Here is a 20774-nt window from a genome sequence, read left to right as displayed (position 1 = left end):
TTCCCGGCAGGATAGCAAATCCCTCAGCCGTATGATTAAAAACTATGTCAAGATTGCCTGGCGCAGTCTTATCAACAACAAAGTTTCTTCATTGATCAATATTGGCGGGCTTGCCGTTGGTATTACCATCGTGCTTTTTAATGGCCTCTGGGTATGGGACGAACTCTCCTTCAATAAGTATCATGCAAATTATGACCGCATTGCCCAGGTGATCAGCAGCGGAATGGATGTTAAAGATGGTCCCTTCGTCAATAATTCGCTGCCTTATCCCTTGGCCACGGCATTGGCAAAAGATTATAAAGACAACTTCTCGCATATTGTAAGGGCATCCTGGGTGCAGGAGTATATCCTTTCAGCAGGAGAAGAGATCATATCCCGGAAGGGACAGTTCATGGATGAAGGTGCCCCTGAGATGCTTAGCCTGAAAATGAAAGCAGGCAGCCGGTCAGGATTGAATGATCCTTATTCCATTATGCTTTGCGAATCCGCTGCTAAAGCATTATTCAGGGATGCCGATCCTGTTGGCCGGAGTGTGACCATGAATAATAAAACGCAGCTGAAAGTAACCGGTGTTTATGAAGACCTTCCCCTGAATTCACAGTTCAAAGACGTTAAGTTCCTTTCTGCCTGGAAACTCTGGGAGATGCAGAACGACTGGATACAGAAACGTGCTATCAACGACTGGAGTAACAATTTCATCAGGTTGTATGCGGAGATCAAACCGGGAACGGATCTGGCAATCGTGAATAAAAATATCAGCAATGCCATGCAGGAAAATATCCGTGGCATGGAGAAATTTAAGGAGCAGGTAGAACAAAAGATGGCAGTGTCTTTATATCCCATGAGCCGCTGGCATTTATACCCTGACAACCTCAGGTCTTCCGGCACCAGTCCTTTGCGGATGGTATGGCTGATCGGTATTATCGGCATTTTTGTGCTGCTGCTGGCCTGCATTAATTTTATGAACCTGAGTACAGCCCGGTCAGCGAAAAGAGCCAGGGAAACAGGGATCCGCAAGGCACTGGGTTCCATGCGCAAGCAGCTGATCTTCCAGTTCTATAGTGAAGCTTTCCTGGTAGTTACGTTTTCTTTTGCCCTGGCCTGCCTGCTGGTGGCCATTTTCCTGCCTGCATTCAATCAACTGGCGGCTAAAGAGATGAGGATGTTGTGGGGGAATATATATTTCTGGCTGATCAGCTTCGGCTTTATATTTATTACCAGTGTATTGGCAGGAAGTTATCCTGCGTTATATCTCTCTTCTTTTAAACCCATCAAAGTATTAAAGGGAACTTACCAGGCAGGGCGCTTTGCCGTTATTCCACGAAAGGCATTAGTAGTAATGCAGTTCACCGTTTCAGTGGCTTTGGTGATATGCACGCTGGTGATCTACCGGCAGGTTAATTTTGCCAAGGACCGGCCGGTGGGCTACACAAGAGAAGGGCTGCTGATGATGGAAATGAAATCAGCAGATTTTAGGGGGAAGTATGATCTGCTCAGAACATCACTTTTAAATACGGGCATGGTAGCAGAAATGTCTGAATCCATGGGAGGCGTTACAGAGGTGGTATCTTCCAACGAGGGCTTTGACTGGCTGGGAAAAGATCCTGCGAAGGATGAAAGTATGGGTACATTGGCTATTACCCATGAGTATGGTAAAACAGTGGGCTGGCAGTTCATTGCAGGGCGTGATTTTTCAAGGGACCTTGCCAGTGATTCCTCCGGTGTGGTAATGAACGAAGCCGCCGCACAATACATCGGGCTGGCCAATCCTGTGGGCGAAACCATTACCTGGAAGTGGCGGGACAATCCACCATATCCTTACAAAGTATTAGGTGTGATCCGGAATGTGGTGATGGAATCTCCTTATAAACCGGTGAAGCCAACATTGTTCTTTGTGAAGGCACTGAACGGGAATGTAAACTGGATCAATATCAGGGTGAAACCAGGCGTTAGTATGAGCCAGAGCCTTTCAAAAATAGAAGAAGTGTTCAGGAAGCTGATCCCATCTGCTCCTTTCGATTATAAGTTTGTGGATGAGGTGTATACAGCAAAATTTGCTGCAGAAGAGCGTTTCGGTACATTGGTGGCTTTCTTTTCCATACTGGCCATTTTTATTTCCTGCCTGGGTTTATTTGGTTTGTCTTCCTTCACCGCAGAGCAGCGTACAAAAGAGATCGGTGTCAGGAAAGTGCTGGGTGCTTCAGTATTGAATATATGGTACATGTTGTCCAAAGACTTCGCAGTGCTGGTGATTATTTCCTTACTGATGGCTATACCGGTGGCTTATTACTTCATGCATAACTGGCTGGATAATTTCCCTTACCGTGCAACATTATCCTGGTGGATCTTTGCGGTTGCAGGATTGGGAGCTATGATCATCACGTTACTGACCATTAGTGTGCAAAGCGTTAAGGCGGCATTTATGAACCCGGCAAGGAGTTTGAAGACAGATAATTAGCAAATTACTCACCCGATCCTGCAAACGGATCATTCAGGAATACAACATTGAGGGGATTTTGGTAGTTTTATGGCTATCATGCACAGATCCATCTGCCTCATACTTATATATTTCCTTTTCAGCCAGCCCTTAAAGGCGGATCCTGACAAGAGGCAGGATGCTCATCACTATGTTCAGGAAGGAAATAATTACCTCTGGCGCTTTTTACCGCTGGACGCCTGGGAAATGTATCACCGTGCCATGGATATAGCACTGGAAATTCATGATGAAGGCCTCCTGGCAGATGCGTTGTTCGGTATTGGGCAGGCAGTATGGTATAATGGGAAATTTTATGATGCGGTTGATACCGTAAAACTAAGCCTTAAACATTTCCGCCATGTAGGTGACAAGGGTGGCCAGGGTATTGCACTGAGGATCCTGGCTAATATCTATGACGACATGGGCGATTACGATAATGCTTTCAAAATAATAACAGAGGCGCTGGATTATTTTGAAGGAGGTAAGAATAACCAGAACTATATTTTATCGCTGGTGCAGATGGGCAACCTGTACAAGAACATGGGGGACTATGAAACGGCCATGGCATATTACAGGAAGGCAGAAGCATCATGGCCCTACCAGGATGGAGGATATCCTTACCGCGAGCTCTATCACCGCATGGGAGAATTGTATGCTGTGCAGGGGCAGATCAGAGAAGCCCGGGAATGCTATCGTAAATCACTTAGTGGTAATATCAAAGGCAAGATCGTTCGCCTGAAGATGGGGCATACTTACCTCATGGAGAAAAAATACGATATCGCTTTCAAATATTACGATTCTCTGTATAAGGAAGCCAAAATGCTGACAGATATCAACATCATTATCGGCAGCATGCTGGGCTTGGGCAAGATCAACCTGATAAGAAATAATCTGCCGGAGGCTTTATCAATGGTTGAGGGTTCTCTTGCTCTTTCTTCTGTGCGGGGTGCAAGGCAGAATAAAAGAGATGCTTATGAACTACTCTCTGCTATTTATGAAGCCAGTGGTGATAGCCGGAAAGCACTGGAGTATCATAAACAGTATCTTTTGGTCAAAGACTCTGTAATCTCCGAAGCTTTTAAACGAAAACTATTCAGCTCCAAACAGGAGGCAGAAGCCAATAAGCTGAAGTCACAGCGTAACATTCTCATTGCATGTGTAGGTGCTATTATGGTGTTAGGGCTTATTACATTGCTGGCCACCATCCTGCGGCACAGGAATGAAAAGCTGCGTTTGAAACAAAGGGCTGCTGAACTGGAAATGAAGGCCCTGCGGGCACAGATGAACCCGCATTTTATCTTTAATTGCCTGAGCTCTATCAACCATTTCATTCTCAATGAAGAGGGAGACAGGGCCTCTGAATACCTCACCCGTTTTTCAAAGCTCATCCGTACCGTATTAGTGAATGCCGGTAAAACAACCATCACCCTTGAAGAAGAACTGTCCATGCTCCGGCTTTATCTGAACATGGAGCAATTGCGGTTCAGGGAAGTATTTGAATATTCCATTGAGTTCGAACCCGGTTTACATCCCTCCATGATCTTTGTTCCTTCCTTCATCCTCCAACCCTTTTGCGAAAATGCGATCTGGCATGGGCTGTTGCACAAAGAAGGAAAGGGTGAACTGCGTATTAGTTTCAGCATGAAAAAAGATGTGCTGATCTGTGTGATCCGTGATAATGGTATTGGCCGGGAAAAAGCAGCGGCATTCAGGTCCGGCGCTGTTGAAAAAGGCGCGTCTTTTGGGAACAGGTTAAGTGCAGAAAGGCTGGCATTGTTTAACGGAGAGAACGGGGATGCTTCTTTTGTAACGGAAGATATTGTGAATGAAAAAGGTGAAATTGCAGGTACTAAAGTGATACTAAAGATCCATAATAAACTGGTCCATGATTAATGCCGTGATCGTAGACGATGAGCATTATGCCGCACAGGCATTGGTGACTTTATTGAAGAAGAATTGTCCGGATGTTACCATTACCGCCGTTTGCAATAATGCGAAAGAGGCGGTGAAAATTATTCGTGAATTGCAACCTCAGCTGGTGTTCCTGGATATTGAAATGCCTTATCTGAACGGATTTGAATTACTGGAAATATTAGCGCCCGTTTCTTTTGAATGCATTTTTACCACCAGTTATGATCAATATGCTATTAGAGCTATCCGTTTCAGTGCATTGGATTACCTGCTGAAACCTGTTGACCCTGAAGATCTGAAAGCGGCCGTGAACAGGGTTACCGGTAAGAAATCACCTTCTTTGCAGCAGCAGATGGAGCTCCTGTTATCCAAATTCCAGCAACCACGGCCTGTAGAAAACCGCATTGCTTTACCAACCCTGGAAGGGCTGCAGATCATTCCGGTGGATGCCATCCTGTATTGCAGCTCCAGCAGTAACTATACTATTTTCAACCTGGCAGATGGCCAGAAGCTGATCATCTCCCGTACTTTAAAGGAAATAGAAGAGATGCTGGAAGAACATCGTTTTCTGCGTGTGCATCATTCTTATCTTGTGAACCTGAACGAGGTCAGGAAATATAACAGGGGAGAGGGTGGCAGCCTGCAAATGAGTGATGGCGCCAGTATTGACGTATCCCGTTCCCGCAAAGAAATGCTGCTGAAGAAATTGCAGCCCGGCAAGTAATCATTCATCCCCGTCAACTACTCATTCCCGCTTTGATCTGCTATGCTCCTGCAATAGCTTTAAAGTATGAAAACAGCCGCCGGGATCATACTATTCATTATATGCATGCAGGGCGCTGCGGCTCAAAAGAAAGATACTGTAAGAACATTAAAGGAAGTGCAGATAACAGGCCGGCCACCTATGGTTACCCGGAAAGCAGACCGTTATATTGTACATATTGAAAACAGTGCCCTGGCCAATGGTTATAACGGTATGGATGTACTACAGAAATCCCCCGGTCTTTGGGTAAGCCCCGATGGCAATATCCGTATTACCGGTAACCAGTCCGTTACTGTGATGATCAATGATATTGTGCAGCGCATGACGGGCCTGGAGCTATCCGAATACCTGAAAACCCTGCGCTCGGAAGATATCAGCAGAATAGAAGTGATCGCCAATCCTCCTTCAGAATATGAAGCTGCCTCTACCGGCGGCATTGTGCATATCATCCTCAAAAAAGCGAGGAGGCAGGGTATAACAGGCACATTCAATGCCCAATACAAACAGCAGGGTAAAAAACCTTATGCGGGAGCAGGTGCTTCACTGGATTATAAAATGAAGAAGTGGTACATCTTCGGCGGATATAATTACGTGAAGGATAACAGCTTTTATATCGGCAGAACAGCGACTACTTATCCTGATAAAAGTTATATCTATAATTTCAATACCAGGGATAATAATAATTCAAGGCAGCAATACCGTGCAGGCATTGTATACGATTTCTCTCCAAGGCATACCATCAACATACAGCACAATGGCAATAACAGCCAGTTGCTGCAGCGCTTCAATTCCGCTTTAACTTATCAGCGGCCCACAGATACTGTAACAGGTACTGCCAATACAGACTGGATCAGAAGGCCCCGCTTCAGCAGTACTACACTCAGTTATGCCTGGACGATAGATACCATTGGCTCTTCCCTGAAAGTAATAGGGGATTATGCCAGCAGCAGTAAAGAAGAATCCAATACGCTCATTTCCATGTATAGTGATCCTTCCATGAGCAATGGCTTCCGCACCCTTACACCCAGCACCACAGATATGTACAGCGCACAGGCAGATTATACACAGGCGCTTCGTGGTAAATCTTTGGTGAGGGCTGGGATCAAATATGTACAGGTTAACCGGCATAATACCATCACCGCGGAAAATGAAACAACAGGTAACTGGGTAAAGAACCCTGCGCGCAGTGATGATTTTTTATATGATGAACAGCTGCTGATGTTCTATGGTTCTTTTGAAAAGCTGATCCACCGCACCAGCCTGAAAGCCGGGCTAAGGGGAGAACAGACCAGTTCCAAAGGATATTCCCTTATTTCCGGGCAAACCATCCGGCAGAATTATTTTGGCTGGTATCCTTCTGTGTTCATTGATCATACGCTGGAAGAGCAGAAGGGAAATTCCATCCATCTGAACTATGCAAGACGTGTAAGAAGACCAGCTTACAATGATCTTAATCCTTACCGCCTGCAGGTGAATGATTTTGCTGTGCTGACAGGCAACCCAAACTTGAAACCCCAATCTACGAATAGCATTCAGGCAGGTTATACCTGGCACCGGGAGTACACGGCAGATCTATATTTTAAATCTTCCACTTTATATATAGCACAAACTGCCCGAACTATTGAGGAACGTGTGATTGAGCACATGTCAAAGAATTTTCCGGGGAACACGGAATTTGGTTTGTCTTTGAGTGGGCCGCTCACCATTCTGAAGAACTGGCGCACTGATAACGGCTTACTGCTATATCGTGCTACCGCTGATTTAGATGAGGTACGGATCTCCCGTACCTCTATTTCTCTCAAAACCTTCCATACCTACGACTGGAAAAAAGTAATGGAAATAGATCTGTATGTGGAATATAATTCCCCTCAGACCCTTGCCAATGCAAAGCGGTTGTATGTGTTTTTTACAGATATCGGGTTTACCAAAAAAGTGCTGAAGAACAAAGGAAGGATCAGGTTAAGCTTTACAGACCTGTTTAATACTTTCAGGGAACAGGAGATAACCCGGTACAATAACACCACCGTCAACTTTTACCAGAAAAGGCCCACCAGAACAGCCTCCCTTTCTTTTGTATGGAGCTTCAGCGCCGGGAAGGAGTTTGCGAAGAAAAGGATAGATGCCAATAACTCAGATGAGAAGAGCCGTATGGGGAATTAAGGCATATTTGTTGCGATAATCCCTGGTATGAGAAAGATAGTGCTGAACCTGGCCATTTCAATGGACGGCCTGATAGAAGGCTCCAATGGGGAGCTGGACTGGCTTGTGCGGGATGAAAGTGTTTCTTACGCTGATGTGCTGCAGGAGATCCTGGCTGATAAGGATATTATCTTTTATGGCAGGAAAAGCTACGAGAAATGGGGAAATGTACAGGCTGAAGGGGATGATGCTTCTTTGAAAGAGGCCTACAAACTCCTGCACAGCAAAAAGAAGTATGTTTTCTCCAGAACGATGAAAGGTGATGGTACTAATGCTGTTTTCATTAACACCAACATTAAAGAAACAGTGGAGGAAATAAAGCAGCAGCCCGGAAAGAATATCTGGTTGTACGGAGGAAGTGATCTCATCACTACCTTCCTTAATCTACATCTTATTGATGTTTTCAGGCTGGCGGTGCATCCCGTTATTTTAGGGCAGGGCAAGCCCTTGTTTAAGGATATAAAGGACCGGCATAAGCTAAAATTGCTGGATGTGAAAGGATACAGTTCGGGGATTATACTGGAGAGCTATACATTACAGTAGTGGTCTTGATCTTTTCATAAAAAGCATCCACCAGCTGCCGTACATCTTCTGCCGTTGTTATATCCTTCATATAAGGGATAACAATGTCAATCGCCGAAATGTTTTTCGATTATTGGAGGCCCAGTTTCTTTTTCAGTTTTGCGGGTAATTTGTCTTTTACGAGGTCGTAGGATTGCCTGAGGTAATGTTCCCACTCTTTCTTTTTCATTTTATTGGTATCGGTAATAAACACCCATTTATATTTGGCTACATAGGGTGCTGGTTTAAAACCGGGCCGGCTGCTCATTTCTTCGAACTCCTCATCCCTTACTTTGAAGGAAGCGGTGACAGGGGATTGCTCCAGGCCTACCACGCAGAACATTTTGTCTCCGATAGAGAACACGAGGTCATTACCCCATTTGATATCTTCCGTTACTGCCGGCAGCTTGTGGCAGATGGCTTGTATATCTTCAACATTCATGATACGAAGGTAGGGATGCCGCCCAAAAAATAATTCCATCCTGAAAAATAATTTTTTCTATTTTGACAGGCTCTTTTGATAAGCATTTGGTGGTACCACATTAATTTAACAGCAGATACAAATGACAAATTTTTCTATTGGCCTCGTCTACTCGCTCGCAGTACTTATTGGAGCGGATCAATACTTTCAGAAAACTCCCAACAATCCATCTGAATTAACCATTACCAGATTTTCCGGCCCGGATGTAACACCCAGCCCGGCCTGTCTTGCAGTTGCTCCAACCGGAGAGGTGTATGTAGGTGTGGATATGATAGGCTCCCTGGGTAAAGATCCCGGAAAAGGCAGGATCCTTAAGCTGACCGACAAGGACAATGATGGTAAAATGGATGAACACATCGACTTTGCAGAAGTGGATAATCCCCGCGGCATCCTTGTGCTGGGCAAACAGGTGTTTGTATTGCACACCACCTTTTCCAAAGAAACCAAAAAAGCTACCGGCATGGCCCTGGTGGTTTTTGAAGATAAAGACGGGGACGGCAAAGCAGATGGTGCTCCGAAACCACTCGTAGAAAACCTCAGTAATACCAAATATATCCAGGAGCGTGGAACAGACCATGCTACCAATGGCATACGGATGGGTATTGATGGCTGGATCTATATCTCTGTAGGAGATTTTGGATTCCATAACGCCACAGACCGTTCCGGAAAGAAACTGACCATGCTGGGCGGAGGGGTTGTAAGGGTACGCCCCGATGGTACAGAAATGGAGATCTTCACCCATGGAACCCGTAACGTTTATGATGTGGCTATTGACCCATATATGAACGTGTTCACGAGAGAGAATACCAATGATGGTGGCGGATGGAATGTGCGGTTCTCTCATCATATCCAATCCGGAGAATACGGCTACCCCGTATTGTTCCAGCATTTTACGGATGAAATATTGCCTGCTTTGGTGGACGTTGGCGGAGGTTCCGGTACTGGTGCCCTGTTTATGTCCGAACCCAACTGGCCTGAGAAATACAATAACGTTCCCATGATGGCAGATTGGGGTCGCAGCATGCTGTACATTCACAGGGTAACACCTGATGGCCCTACTTTCACCCAGAAAGAAGAAGAATTTATTCAACTTGCTCAGATCACAGACCTGGATGTGGATGGTTCCGGCAGGCTTTTCCTCTCTGCATGGGACGGGGCTGGTTATTCCGGTAGCGCCAGTAAAGGTTATGTGATCCGCGCGGTGCCTAACGACTGGACTTATAAGGCATTCCCGGATTTAACCAAAGCTTCTGTTGAAGAATTGGCAGGCTTGCTTAAATCAGCGAGTGCTGTAGCGCGTTTAAATGCTTCGCAGGAACTGATTGCCCGTGGTGATAAACAGGCTGCATTAGCCATCGCTTCTGATGCAACATTGCCATTATATAGCCGCATCGCTGGTATTTATACCTATGCACAGGCGGCAGGAGCAGAAGGGATCCCTGCTTTAACGGCATTTACAAAAGATGCTGCAGTAAGGGAATATGCTTTACGCGCTTTGGCTGATCGTAAGGGGATCCTCAGCAATGTTGCTGAAGAACCTTTCCTGGAAGGCCTTAAAGATGCTTCCCCACGCGTACGCGCTGCAGCTATAATAGGGCTGGGACGTTTAGGCCGTGTTGATGCAGCTGCTGCATTGCTGGAAACCCCGGTTCCGGCATCCTTTGTGGCGCCTGCCAAAGATGTGGAAGGCCCTCACGCGACACCAAATTCTGCTATTGTATTACCTCACCTGGCTGTACAGGCACTTGTAAGTATGCATGCAGTAGATGCAGCTGTAGCGGGGATCAATGGTAAAAATTCAGCGCTTGCATTATGGACACTGCGTTACATGCACGATCAGAAAGCGGTGAGCGGTTTGATAGCTGCGTATGCGTTATCCAAGGATGCAAAGCTGAAGAAGCAGATCATTACTACGTTAGCTCGTCTTTACAAAAAAGAAGCTGATTATGATGCATCCTGGTGGTGGGGTACAAGGCCGGATTCACATGGCCCGTATTACAAAGCCGTGCTTTGGGAAGGATCACCTGCTATAGAAAAATTCCTGCAGAAAGAAGCGCTGAAAGTACCTGCACAGAAACAGTATTTCAGGGACCTGGATGCACGTCACAGGATGGATATTGCTGCATTTGCTCCTTTGAAAAAGGCGGATGCGCCTGTGGCTAAAGAAGCTAAAATAGACCTGGAGAAGATCAAAAATAAAAAAGGCCAGGTAGGTAAAGCGTCTATCGAAGATGTTTTGATTGCCGTTAATAATTTAAAAGGTGATCCGGCTAAAGGAAAATTGCTGTTCACCAGCCAGGGTTGCGTTGCCTGCCACAGCGTTAGTAAAGGAGAGAAGATGAAAGGGCCTTTCATGGGGCAGATCGGATCTATCATGAACCGTGAACAGATCACAGAATCCATTCTTAAACCTAATGCCTCTATCTCACAAGGGTTTTCTACAGTAACGATCACTGCGAAAGGCGGTAAATCCTATATGGGTTTTGTTACCGAAGAAACGGCTGCGAGAGTGGTGCTGAGGGATATTGGCGGTAATGTGTACACTGTAAAAGCATCTGATATTCTGAGCCGTAAGGAGATGAAAACGTCTATGATGCCTCCGGGCCTTGCGAATGCATTATCATATGATGAGCTGGCTTCGCTGGTGACTTTCCTGGCGCAGCAGAAGAAATAGAAATTAAAAAAGGCTTGTAAGTGAGATTACAAGCCTTTTTTTTATTTAGCAGGTATTGCCTGTGGCGTAGTGGTTGGGCCTTCTACAATGAGTTTCCCGTCTTTTAAGATCTTCATTTTATCAATAAAAACTACGCGTTTATCACCCGTTGCCGATGTGCGCGCGTGATATACGCAGAACATTTCTTTGCCGTCCGGGGAGTACGTGATGCTGTTATGGCCAGTTCCTGTTACTATGCCTCCGTTTTTTTGCAAAACGGGGTTGTTGGCTGCTTTCTTAAACGGGCCCAGCGGACTTTTAGAAGTAGCATATCCCACAGCGTAGTTCTTGCCGCCGAAATAGTTAGCAGAGTACATCATATAGTAAATATCTCCTTTTTTGAAGATAACAGAACCTTCCGTCCAACGGCGGTTTACTTCTTTTGATGTAACGGAGCGGCTTTCCCATTCTGCTTGTTTGTCACTCATCTTCACGGGAGGGCGTAGCAGCATTACCGGCTCGCCTATTACGCCGCTGAAATCAGGTTTTAGTTCAACGCCGTAGACCCAGCTTTCCTCTATCTCGTTAAACCATCCCTTTTCTCTGGCCCATGTGGCTACTTCACTTTTTACCGCATGTTTGTAACAGCAGCGCGAGTAGTACAGGTAGATCTTACCACTTTTATCGAAAAGTACATTGGCATCAATAACAGGGTAACCGGGATCAAATATGGGTTTGGTATTCAGATCGGTGAATGGCCCTGTGGGATGATCTGCCACAGCTACGCCAATACGAAAGTTTTCCAGTTCCTTCGTGGGGTTTTCTTTCCATTGTGCGCTATAGAATATGTAATACTTTCCTTTGTATTCATAGACTTCAGGGGCCCAATACGCGCCGCCCCATGCAGCGGTAGAATCACTCCAGCCGTTTTTGTTACCGGCATGCCATACCTGGCCTTCGTTTTTCCAGTTCACCAGGTCTGCAGAGGAATACGCCGCAAATCCGTTTTTGGCATTGCCGGTGCCGTACATGTAGTATTTATCACCTTTTACCTGCAGTACATATGGGTCTCCGAATTCTACCGGGAGTGGATTCTTATAGGTACTTTGTGCGTTGATGTGCTGGCATATCAACAGACTGAGTCCTGCCAGGATCTTTGCTGTTCGTTTCATGGTTTCAGTTTTGTGATAAAAATAAACCCACTCAGGGAGCGGGTTTATTTTTTTTGATGCGTGGCTTTTGGTATTAATGACCGGCTACTGCACCTTCTGTTTTATTTTTTCGCTGCCAGATAAATAGTACAATGAACAGTACAATCAGTATAGCAGGGAATATAGTGATCTTTGCCAGTGTTTCCTGTCCTGCAGCGAGTGTTAATGCATCTCCGGTCAATCCTTTTGCTGCACTTTCGGCAGTGGCCTTATCGATCCATCTGCCGATGATCGGCTGGAAGATGGAGGTAGAGAACATGCCTACTCCTCCAATGATGGACATACCTAAAGCTCCGCTAAGGGGAACTCTCTGTGCTACCGCTCCAACCATGGTTGGCCAGAAATAACAAACGCCTATTGCAAAACATATTGCCGCCAGGTATACCAGCGGGCCAGTTACAGTACTGAACAGGTAAATGCCGATAGTGGCAAAAATAGCGGAACCCAGCAGTACGCCTGTTTGTCCCAGTTTTGCTACAGCGGGGCCTGCAAAATATCTGCCCACAGCCATTAAACCGGTAACCAATGCCAGAATGAGCATTGGGCTGGCACCGCTGCTGGCCATAATAAGACCTACCCATTGCTGGGGACCGAATTCTGTTATCGCCGTAAGTGCCATGCAGCAAAACAGGAATATATACAGGGGAGATACCATGGCTTTGAGGTTCTCGGACAATGAAGCAGCGCCTTCTACCTGTGCTTTAGGGAAAGTTTTGCCATAAAACAGGAAAGCATATATGACAGTGGGGATCATGAGTACCCACATCTGCAGCTGCCAGCTTAAATTGGCGTCCGTCATGAATTTGGAGATCAGGCTGCCGATTACGATACCTCCGGGGAACCACATATGGAACCTGTTCAGCATTTTGTTCATTTTCACACCGGACCAGAGATCTGCGATCATAGGGTTACAGGCTGCCTCGGTACATCCATTCCCGAAGCCGATAAACAGCGTGGAAATAAGAAGACCGGTATAACCAGTGGCATAAATAGTGAGTATAATTCCTAAGGTATGGGCCACAAATGCCACCCGCATGATATTCCTGGGGCCAAAGCTGTGGTATACCAATCCACCAATGATCATGGAAATGGGGAAGCCCAGGAACCACATGGAATTGATGAAACCCAGTTCTTCGGCTGTCAGATTGAACTGCTGGCCGAGCTGAGGCAGGATACCTGCCCTGATGGCAAAGGTGAAGGCAGTTGTGATGAGGGCAAAACAACTACCATTGAAAAGTGCGCTTTTGTTAACATCGTTAGTCATAAACGTAGATTGTAGATTCTGACTAAAATAGTAAAAATTATTTATGCAAGTATATTAATGTGCCTCAAAAAAGCGCAACATGGTATTTAAGGCGTCTTCAGCATGCATACGTTCCCCGTTTTCCAGGGACTCTTTTGCCATAACGGCCGCCCTTTTTCGCATATTGGTTTCATATTTAGCTATAGGTTCCGGTTCTCCGGAGGTTAAACATTCACTCAGTTCCAGGGCATCCAGCATGGCCATGTTCACCCCTTCTCCTGCAAAGGGCGGCATTACATGCGCGGCATCGCCCAGCATGGTTAGGTTGGGCAGGGATTGCCAGGTTTGATCTAAGGGCATGCAGTATATGGGTCTTGGGATAAAAGGTGCTGCTGCGTTTTCAAACAATTCGTACCAGATGCTGCTCCATTCGGCATACTCTCTTTTGAACCAGGTGAGCATTTGAGCATTATCCGTGTAATCCAGGCCGTTATTTTTTGCCCAGTTTTCGGCTGCTTTGAAGCTTGCGTAAAAACCTATCTCCCCGTTGCCTTTTTGTCCCATTAAAATATCCTTTTTGTTTCCAAAAGCCATGACCTTGCCTCCTCTGAGCAATGATTTGATCTGCGGGATGTTGTTCACTACGATGCCCTCCAGCATGGTAATTCCCGAGTAGAAAAGCTTGATATCTGTGATGTACGGGCGGATCTTAGAATTGGCGCCATCCGCGGCGATCACAAGATCTGCGCAGGCGGTTGTGCCGTTTTTGAAATGGAGTAGCCAACCTTCTTTTTGCGGTTCCATGGAAAGAAAGTGGTGATTCCAAACTACGGTTCCTGGCTGCAGGGATGCTAATAAGATCTTTCTTAAGGCACCCCGATCTATTTCAGGGCGGAAATGCTGATGGCCGAAATTTTCTGCTGGTTTGGTTTCGTGATCGCTGTGGAAGATCTCTCCCAGTTCATTGGTGATCGTTAGCCTGTCTGCACCAGGCATGTAATTCTTCTTAAACTCATCCAGTAGCCCTGCTTTAGTGATGGCCGCCAGTCCGGACTCATCATGCAGGTCCAGCGGAGAACCCTGTACACGGGCATCTTTGTTCAGGTCACGTTCATAAACTTTTATGTTTGCACCTTTAAGCTGTAAAAGCCTGGCTAATGTGAGCCCACCCGGGCCACCGCCAACGATGGCGATCTCTTTATTCTGTAATAACATGGTGCAAAGCTACTTTTGCTTCAGAACGGATAATAGTACAAATCGGTCGTTTTGGTTTTTGAAGAGTTCTTTGGGTACTACGCCGGAAAATTTCTTTATTTCTTTGATGAAATGGTTTTGGTCTGCGAAGTTAAGTTCAGGGAAGAGTTTTCCCTGTGCAATATGTTCCAGTGATGCCCTGAAACGCAGGATCTTACAGAATGCTTTTAAAGAAAGGCCGAATTGCTGGTTGAAATAGCGGTTTATCTGCCTGCTGCTCCAGAAAACCTTTTCAGAGAGTTCCTTTATGCTCATTTCACCGTTGCTTGAATAGATGAGATCGAAAAGTTTACGTTTTCGTTCATCGATCTCTTTGGGTGCTGCGATCTTTTGGTGAGCTTTCTTATAGAATGCGTCAAAGTCCTTCAGATCATCCGCAGTGAAACCCCAAAAATCATTGGGTAGATCTTTGGCGCTATTCAGGAAACCGGCGATAGGGGTGGGTAGGATGTATTCAACGGCGAGGGGTTTAAAGCTGATGGAGAAAGTGAGTGTTTTCGGTGGAACACTTCTTTGTTCGGGTTCGGTTTCCAGGCCCATGAGTAAAACATGGAAAGGTTCCGTGAGAGATTGTGTGAAAAACAGATCGATTCTGCCATCAGGGATTACAACAACTTCTTTTGCTTCATCTGTGGGGTTATGAAACATGCCGATGCTTTCTACAAAGTCAGCCAGGGATTTATCCGGTTCTATGAATTTGTAATGGAAGTTATTGTTCATGGTTTACAAGTTACGTTGTAATTTTGTTTTATGAATACAAGACGCGCTTCTCTCAATGACCTTCCTGTACTCGCTGAATTCCTGCAGCTGCTGGTGAATGCCGAAAGACCATTTGATGTTACCCTGCAGGAAGGTGATCTTATCTACTATGACCTGAAAGAATTGATTGAACGGGATGACTCTGAACTGCTGGTGCTGGAGGTGGATGGTAAGCTGATTGGCTGTGGTTATGCGCAGATCAGGCCTGCAAAATCTTATCTGCGATATGCGGCGTATGCTCATCTTGGATTTATGTTTGTGCTGCCTGAGTATAGGGGGCAGGGACTGAATCAACAGTTGATTGAGGGGCTTAAGGCCTGGATAAAATCGAAGGGCGTGAAAGAAGTGAGACTGGAAGTTTATACAGAGAATAATGCTGCAGTAAGGGCGTATGAGAAGGCGGGGTTCAAACAGATCCTGACGGAGATGCGGTATGAACTTGAATAAAGTAAAGAAGGTTAGCACCAGAAATATTTGCTGAATATTGAAATTTTCCTAAATTCGGGCCCTATTTAAGAACCCTAAGCCCCATTTTTGCACAAATAAATTTGACCTCTTTTTTAACACCAAAATCGTCTTAACCAAAAATTAAACCCATAGCAGGGGAGAGCGTACAACAATAATTTTAAACCTGGTTTTTATGGAGAACATTCCTTCAGAAGAAGAAGCATATGCTGCATTGTACAGAAGATTATGCACGTGCAAAAGACTGTCTTATATCGATTGGAAAAAATTCATGGACAGAACCAATATGGTTCAGTTTAAAATGAATGATGTTTTTATCAAGGCAGGTAGCTTATCCACGCATTCTTATTTTATTATCAAAGGACTGGTGATGTGTTATGAAGGCCAGGAACTGAAACCGGAAAAGATCAAATGGGTCAGGGCCGAACATGACTATGCCTTTACAGTAGATAAATTCAGTTTTGGCGAGGAAAAAAGAATGCCGAATGAGTATAGCCTGGTTGCGCTGGAGGATACACTGGCGTTTAGTCTTAGTCATGAGGACTATCTATGGCTTAAGACACACTGCAAAGGCTTCGACCTGCTTTATATGGTATTAATACATGCGTATTCTATAAAGATAAAGAAGATCAGTAATTGTGTATTAACTAATGACAGAGACAGATATGAATGGATCCAGGAGGTCCATGGTTTTAAGCTGGAGCGGATCCCGGGTGTTTATCTTAAACATTGCATTGGGGTTACGGAAAAACGGCTGAAGGAGTTGCAGAAAAACAATCGTATTGATTTTTTGACCCGGTATTGATATAATTATGGACAGAGATTTAGTTTATGATACCATGTTTAAGGCACTCTCATACTTTGGGACGTTAAGTGAGGAGTTGAAACTGGCTATCCTTGGCGTAACCAGCATCAGGCGTTTCTGGAAAAATGATGTGATCGAAGAATCCGGGGTTGTTTGCAGATATTGTTATTTTTCCTATTCAGGTTATGTAAAAGGGTATAAGAAAATTGATGATAAGTATTTGGTTCAATGGTTCATGGGGCCAGGGAAAATAATTATCAGACCGGAAAGCTTTCATGAGCAAAAACTCAGCAATGGTTGGATCAAAGCACTTGATGATATGATCACCGTTGAATTATCATATGATAATTACGCCTGGCTGATTGAGAACTTCCCGGATTTCAGAGAAATTGACAGTAAAGCTGTGTTGTATTACTATAAGCTGGCGGAGGAACGTGAAGAGATGAAAGGTAAAACCCCTGAGGTGAACCTGGAGAAATTAATGAAGGACAATCCGGGTATTCTTGATATAGCAAGAGAAGAGGATATCGCTTCTTATCTGGGCATTGACCGGAAAACACTTTTCAGGATCAGGCAAAAACTCTGATTTTGGGGCAAATGCCCCATTTTTGAATATAGAAGCTGGTTTAATTTTGATCCTGAAAATAATCATTTCCCTGCATGAAAAACGTCTACTTTACCCCGGTAGTTCTATTTGTTACTATCATTTTGTTTTCCTGTAACAAAGTTCCGAAAGCGGAACATCAGCCTGAAGAACATCTTTCCTTTTTACAACTACCACCGTCTGCGGATGTACGGCTTTTCCCTTTAATTGATAGTATCCGGTACAATAAGCATTATAGATCGGTTATAAATTCGGCTCTTTCAAAGTTGGGGTTTTTGTTTTGGATGAATGGCGTGATCGGCCATCGGGGGAGTACCCTGGTGGCCATCATTCCGCTGGCCCTTCCAAATGCCTCTGAGGTCTCAGGGTTTATAGCTTTTGAAATGGATTCCCTGTTGCGGTTGAAAGTCTACGATGCATCGCGGCCTGGACATTATGACGTAAGTCCCCGGTCTGTGACGAATGTTATCAATGCCCTGAACTTTAAGATGTTTGGTACAGAACTCGCACGGATCGATGATCCCTGTGCTATGAGCCGGAGGGAGGCGGCTTTCCTGCGTTCCGCCCGAAGTGCAGATCCTTCCCGGAAAATTCAGCTGAATGTGCGAACTATTGAGGTGACTACCTGTTATTCCTGGGTGAGCTGTATTGGGGATGGGGAAGGGAACTGTGTGAGCAATATCACTTATCATAGTGATTGCATTACGGATGTGATCTGGACGGCGGGAGAGTATGAGGAGGCCTGGTGGGGTGGAGAGGTGGGGGAGGATTTAAGTGGGGATGGCGGGAGTGGAGGTGGGTATAATAATACTCCTTGTGAGGGCGAGGAGGTGGAGGAGGGGATGGAGGCGTTTGTGGTTTTGCCCCCGGAGAAACCAATTGAAAATATAAACCGATACGTAGACTGCTTTTCAGCTTCACGGCGTGCAAAGATTACATTTTATGCTGATCAGCCTATAGGAGGAACACCACTGGAGTTTAGTATGAAAGAAAAGGCTGGACATGCTTTCATAACAATCCAGCAGACTATTAATGGTAATCTAATTACACGATCACTTGGTTTTTATGCGCGAAGTAGCGTTGATCCTTTTTTTAATAAAAGTGGAGTTAGTCAGTTAGGAGATAATTCTAATGAGCGTTATGACATTAAACTTACTGTAGACATTTCTGGATTGCAGTTCGCGAGTGTTCTTGAAATAATTAGGAATTATAATCCTGTATATGATTTAGAAAAATATAATTGCACCAACTTTGTTTTGGATATATCTGATGCTGTAGGGTTGCATATTAATAGAACAGTTGGAACATGGGGTATTGGTAACGGATTGAATCCAGGCAGCTTTGGACAAGATTTAAAGAAGATTCCAGGATCAATTACAGAAAGAGGAATTTCCCCGGCTAATGGAGGAACTTGCGATTAAATATCAAATAAACAACGTTTCTATGAAAGCTATTTATTTTATCTTGATATTATCATTGTCCATGTTTTCTAACAATTCAGCCTATTCTCAGGTCAATGAAATAAAGAATGAAAGACTTGTTAGAGATTTCTTAAAGACCATTCAAACCCCTAATTGGAATTTTGATACGCTATCTAATAAATATATTCTTTTCCGAAGCGAAGAATCTCCGCGATTTTCAAAAACCGAAAGAAAAGTAATTATTTCGTTTGCACTGACGTATTTATCGATGGAGTTGAGCACGGTTAAATTTGATGAGATAATTATTAGGCCTTATTTAGAAGCTGATTCTTCGTTACAGAAGATGTTTTTAGACGAAGAAACAAAGAAGAAATCTTTTGTGGCTTATTCAAAAGATAAACAGTTCAAAAGGTATTTTTTATTAGAAGATGGGAAAATCATTTCTTTTGTCACTTTTCAACAGGGTAAAGTATTCATGCTTTTGAACTAGTCCCTAATCCTCTTATATTTTATTCGAGAACTCAACCGGCCCCACTACTTGCATTCCTTCCCAAGGATGTAAAATTCCTATTCTCATAACTGAACCATCAAAAAACATCATGGTAACAAAACAACCAAACTATATTCAGCACTTAAATGGGTTTATCAAGGTATCTAAAAATGATAAACGCTTAACAGGTAACCATATCAGCCTTTATCTGGCCCTATTTATTACCTGGAATGATAACTTCTTTTCTAAATCATTTAAGATAAACAGATCGGGTCTGATAAGCATTTCTCACATAGGCTCCCACCATACCTACAGAAAATGTGTAGCTGATTTGGACAAATTTGGGTATATAAAATATGCGAAATCAACTACCAAAGGAAAGGCCAGCTCAATTACCCTGGTCCCGATAGAAGAAATTAAACCAGGCAAAAATGCTCCACTGACAGGGGCTGATCTGCCTGCAGACACTGGCAAAAATGCTCCATCCACAGAGGCAAATGTGCCCCCTATTAAAAACAATATAAACAGTTTAAACAAAGAGAGAGGCACACTCCCTCCCGATAATCAACAAAATGAGAATAGAAAACCTGAAAATTTGCAGGATGTGCTTGCCTTCTTCCATCTCCTCGGGCAACCGGAATCCGAAGCTGCCAGGTTTTTCCACCATTACGAAGCAAACGACTGGAAACAGGGAAGTGGAATCCCCATCGTAAAATGGCCGGATGCCGCGCGGAAATGGATACTGAATATTAACCCTATTCAAACCCTCAAAAATGGAAAACGAAAACAAGGAACAGGAACAGCACCAGGTACCCTCCATACGAACCAAAACAAAAGCTATTCAGACCCGTTATGATTATTGGGATCTGTTACAGAAAATTGAAAAACAAGGCCAGGCTTTTTATGGAGAGCAGTATACCATAGCAGATATTGATCGCCCTCCCATATTGAAAATGCTAAGCTATTTCCTGGAAGATGAAGGAGTCGCCAAACATTATGGTCTCGATCTGGGGAAAGGGCTTATGATCACCGGCCCTATTGGATGCGGGAAAACGGCGATTATGAATATCATGTGCTCCCTGGTAGAAGGTTCAGGTAAACCAACTATTCTCAAATGCAGGGAAATGAGCATTGAATTCAGCCTGGAAGGGTTTAAGGTGATCGGAAAATACAGCAATCATGCTTTTTACCGCTATAACAGTCTGCCTTACCAGCCTCAAACCATATGTTTCGATGATCTGGGTCTTGAACCGAAAGCTTCATACTGGGGCAGCTCCTGTCAGATCATGGCGGAGATCCTGTTTTCCCGGTATGAACTATTTGTATCAGATGGCATGATCACCCATATCACCACTAACCTAAATTCTGAAGAGCTGGAGGAAACCTATGGCAACAGGTTACGGAGCAGAATGCGGCAAATGTTCAACCTGATCTCTTTCCATCCGGATTCCAGGGATAAAAGGAGATAAACCGCCCCG

Annotated in this window: 18 protein-coding genes; 13 read left to right on the top strand and 5 right to left on the bottom strand. The window is 44.6% G+C overall.

What is annotated here, in order from left to right; all coding sequences use genetic code 11:
* Nucleotides 1–31 precede the first annotated feature (31 nt).
* From AAHN97_RS16225 to AAHN97_RS16205, 5 genes are all read left to right on the top strand, one after another.
* Entirely contained in the window at nucleotides 32–2458 is a 2427-nt protein-coding gene (locus tag AAHN97_RS16225) for an ABC transporter permease (protein WP_343303102.1), read from the top strand.
* Between the two features lie 78 nt (nucleotides 2459–2536).
* Nucleotides 2537–4369 (top strand): tetratricopeptide repeat-containing sensor histidine kinase, encoded by a 1833-nt coding sequence (locus tag AAHN97_RS16220; protein WP_343303101.1) that lies wholly within the window; start codon nucleotides 2537–2539, stop codon nucleotides 4367–4369.
* Entirely contained in the window at nucleotides 4362–5111 is a 750-nt protein-coding gene (locus AAHN97_RS16215; protein ID WP_343303100.1) for a LytR/AlgR family response regulator transcription factor, read from the top strand. The genes AAHN97_RS16220 and AAHN97_RS16215 overlap by 8 nt, the downstream gene beginning before the upstream one ends.
* Before the next feature lie 66 nt (nucleotides 5112–5177).
* Nucleotides 5178–7310: an outer membrane beta-barrel family protein gene (locus AAHN97_RS16210; RefSeq protein WP_343303099.1), complete on the top strand. Its 2133-nt coding sequence runs from the start codon at nucleotides 5178–5180 to the stop codon at nucleotides 7308–7310.
* A gap of 27 nt (nucleotides 7311–7337) precedes the next feature.
* A complete protein-coding gene (locus AAHN97_RS16205; RefSeq protein WP_343303098.1) occupies nucleotides 7338–7892 on the top strand; it encodes a dihydrofolate reductase family protein in 555 nt (184 codons plus the stop codon).
* 109 nt (nucleotides 7893–8001) lie between these two features.
* Here AAHN97_RS16205 and AAHN97_RS16200 read toward each other — a convergent pair whose 3' ends face one another.
* Entirely contained in the window at nucleotides 8002–8391 is a 390-nt protein-coding gene (locus tag AAHN97_RS16200) for an MmcQ/YjbR family DNA-binding protein (protein ID WP_343303097.1), read from the bottom strand.
* Nucleotides 8392–8473: 82 nt separating this feature from the next.
* Between AAHN97_RS16200 and AAHN97_RS16195 the strand changes: the two genes are divergently transcribed.
* Nucleotides 8474–11065, top strand: a complete 2592-nt coding sequence (locus AAHN97_RS16195) for a DUF7133 domain-containing protein (protein ID WP_343303096.1) — start codon at nucleotides 8474–8476, stop codon at nucleotides 11063–11065.
* A gap of 41 nt (nucleotides 11066–11106) precedes the next feature.
* Here the strand turns inward: AAHN97_RS16195 and AAHN97_RS16190 are convergent, their stop codons facing one another.
* The 4 genes from AAHN97_RS16190 to AAHN97_RS16175 form a co-directional block, all read right to left on the bottom strand.
* Nucleotides 11107–12216 carry a glycoside hydrolase family 43 protein gene (locus tag AAHN97_RS16190; protein WP_343303095.1) on the bottom strand — a complete coding sequence of 370 codons (1110 nt, stop codon included), beginning with the start codon at nucleotides 12214–12216 and terminating at the stop codon, nucleotides 11107–11109.
* A gap of 73 nt (nucleotides 12217–12289) precedes the next feature.
* Complete coding sequence (locus tag AAHN97_RS16185) at nucleotides 12290–13519, bottom strand: MFS transporter (RefSeq protein ID WP_343303094.1); 1230 nt, start codon at nucleotides 13517–13519, stop codon at nucleotides 12290–12292.
* A 54-nt stretch (nucleotides 13520–13573) separates the two neighbouring features.
* Nucleotides 13574–14713 (bottom strand): FAD-dependent oxidoreductase, encoded by a 1140-nt coding sequence (locus AAHN97_RS16180; RefSeq protein WP_343303093.1) that lies wholly within the window; start codon nucleotides 14711–14713, stop codon nucleotides 13574–13576.
* Between the two features lie 9 nt (nucleotides 14714–14722).
* Complete coding sequence (locus AAHN97_RS16175; protein WP_343303092.1) at nucleotides 14723–15472, bottom strand: AraC family transcriptional regulator; 750 nt, start codon at nucleotides 15470–15472, stop codon at nucleotides 14723–14725.
* 30 nt (nucleotides 15473–15502) lie between these two features.
* Between AAHN97_RS16175 and AAHN97_RS16170 the strand changes: the two genes are divergently transcribed.
* From AAHN97_RS16170 to AAHN97_RS16140, 7 genes are all read left to right on the top strand, one after another.
* Complete coding sequence (locus tag AAHN97_RS16170) at nucleotides 15503–15958, top strand: GNAT family N-acetyltransferase (RefSeq protein WP_343303091.1); 456 nt, start codon at nucleotides 15503–15505, stop codon at nucleotides 15956–15958.
* 193 nt (nucleotides 15959–16151) lie between these two features.
* Nucleotides 16152–16781 (top strand): hypothetical protein, encoded by a 630-nt coding sequence (locus AAHN97_RS16165; protein ID WP_343303090.1) that lies wholly within the window; start codon nucleotides 16152–16154, stop codon nucleotides 16779–16781.
* Between the two features lie 7 nt (nucleotides 16782–16788).
* Entirely contained in the window at nucleotides 16789–17367 is a 579-nt protein-coding gene (locus tag AAHN97_RS16160) for a Crp/Fnr family transcriptional regulator (RefSeq protein WP_343303089.1), read from the top strand.
* Between the two features lie 74 nt (nucleotides 17368–17441).
* On the top strand, nucleotides 17442–18806 hold the full coding sequence (locus tag AAHN97_RS16155; protein ID WP_343303088.1) for a hypothetical protein: 1365 nt from the start codon (nucleotides 17442–17444) through the stop codon (nucleotides 18804–18806).
* 22 nt (nucleotides 18807–18828) lie between these two features.
* A complete protein-coding gene (locus AAHN97_RS16150; RefSeq protein ID WP_343303087.1) occupies nucleotides 18829–19296 on the top strand; it encodes a hypothetical protein in 468 nt (155 codons plus the stop codon).
* A 109-nt stretch (nucleotides 19297–19405) separates the two neighbouring features.
* A complete protein-coding gene (locus AAHN97_RS16145) occupies nucleotides 19406–20152 on the top strand; it encodes a hypothetical protein (protein WP_343303086.1) in 747 nt (248 codons plus the stop codon).
* Nucleotides 20070–20765, top strand: coding sequence for a hypothetical protein (locus AAHN97_RS16140; RefSeq protein ID WP_343303085.1), 696 nt, complete (start codon nucleotides 20070–20072; stop codon nucleotides 20763–20765). The genes AAHN97_RS16145 and AAHN97_RS16140 overlap by 83 nt, the downstream gene beginning before the upstream one ends.
* The last annotated feature ends 9 nt before the right edge of the window (nucleotides 20766–20774 follow it).

This window comes from Chitinophaga niabensis, from assembly GCF_039545795.1.
In the GTDB taxonomy this organism is placed as follows: domain Bacteria; phylum Bacteroidota; class Bacteroidia; order Chitinophagales; family Chitinophagaceae; genus Chitinophaga; species Chitinophaga niabensis_B.
Note: the sequence above shows the minus strand (reverse complement) of the source record. Positions and strands in the feature narration are given on the sequence as shown.

Coding starts and splice junctions, on each gene's coding strand:
- AAHN97_RS16225 (WP_343303102.1), top strand. CDS start 32: ATGATTAAAAACTATGTCAAGATTGCCTGGCGCAGTCTTATCAACAAC.
- AAHN97_RS16220 (WP_343303101.1), top strand. CDS start 2,537: ATGCACAGATCCATCTGCCTCATACTTATATATTTCCTTTTCAGCCAG.
- AAHN97_RS16215 (WP_343303100.1), top strand. CDS start 4,362: ATGATTAATGCCGTGATCGTAGACGATGAGCATTATGCCGCACAGGCA.
- AAHN97_RS16210 (WP_343303099.1), top strand. CDS start 5,178: ATGAAAACAGCCGCCGGGATCATACTATTCATTATATGCATGCAGGGC.
- AAHN97_RS16205 (WP_343303098.1), top strand. CDS start 7,338: ATGAGAAAGATAGTGCTGAACCTGGCCATTTCAATGGACGGCCTGATA.
- AAHN97_RS16200 (WP_343303097.1), bottom strand. CDS start 8,391: ATGGAATTATTTTTTGGGCGGCATCCCTACCTTCGTATCATGAATGTT.
- AAHN97_RS16195 (WP_343303096.1), top strand. CDS start 8,474: ATGACAAATTTTTCTATTGGCCTCGTCTACTCGCTCGCAGTACTTATT.
- AAHN97_RS16190 (WP_343303095.1), bottom strand. CDS start 12,216: ATGAAACGAACAGCAAAGATCCTGGCAGGACTCAGTCTGTTGATATGC.
- AAHN97_RS16185 (WP_343303094.1), bottom strand. CDS start 13,519: ATGACTAACGATGTTAACAAAAGCGCACTTTTCAATGGTAGTTGTTTT.
- AAHN97_RS16180 (WP_343303093.1), bottom strand. CDS start 14,713: ATGTTATTACAGAATAAAGAGATCGCCATCGTTGGCGGTGGCCCGGGT.
- AAHN97_RS16175 (WP_343303092.1), bottom strand. CDS start 15,472: ATGAACAATAACTTCCATTACAAATTCATAGAACCGGATAAATCCCTG.
- AAHN97_RS16170 (WP_343303091.1), top strand. CDS start 15,503: ATGAATACAAGACGCGCTTCTCTCAATGACCTTCCTGTACTCGCTGAA.
- AAHN97_RS16165 (WP_343303090.1), top strand. CDS start 16,152: ATGGAGAACATTCCTTCAGAAGAAGAAGCATATGCTGCATTGTACAGA.
- AAHN97_RS16160 (WP_343303089.1), top strand. CDS start 16,789: ATGGACAGAGATTTAGTTTATGATACCATGTTTAAGGCACTCTCATAC.
- AAHN97_RS16155 (WP_343303088.1), top strand. CDS start 17,442: ATGAAAAACGTCTACTTTACCCCGGTAGTTCTATTTGTTACTATCATT.
- AAHN97_RS16150 (WP_343303087.1), top strand. CDS start 18,829: ATGAAAGCTATTTATTTTATCTTGATATTATCATTGTCCATGTTTTCT.
- AAHN97_RS16145 (WP_343303086.1), top strand. CDS start 19,406: ATGGTAACAAAACAACCAAACTATATTCAGCACTTAAATGGGTTTATC.
- AAHN97_RS16140 (WP_343303085.1), top strand. CDS start 20,070: ATGGAAAACGAAAACAAGGAACAGGAACAGCACCAGGTACCCTCCATA.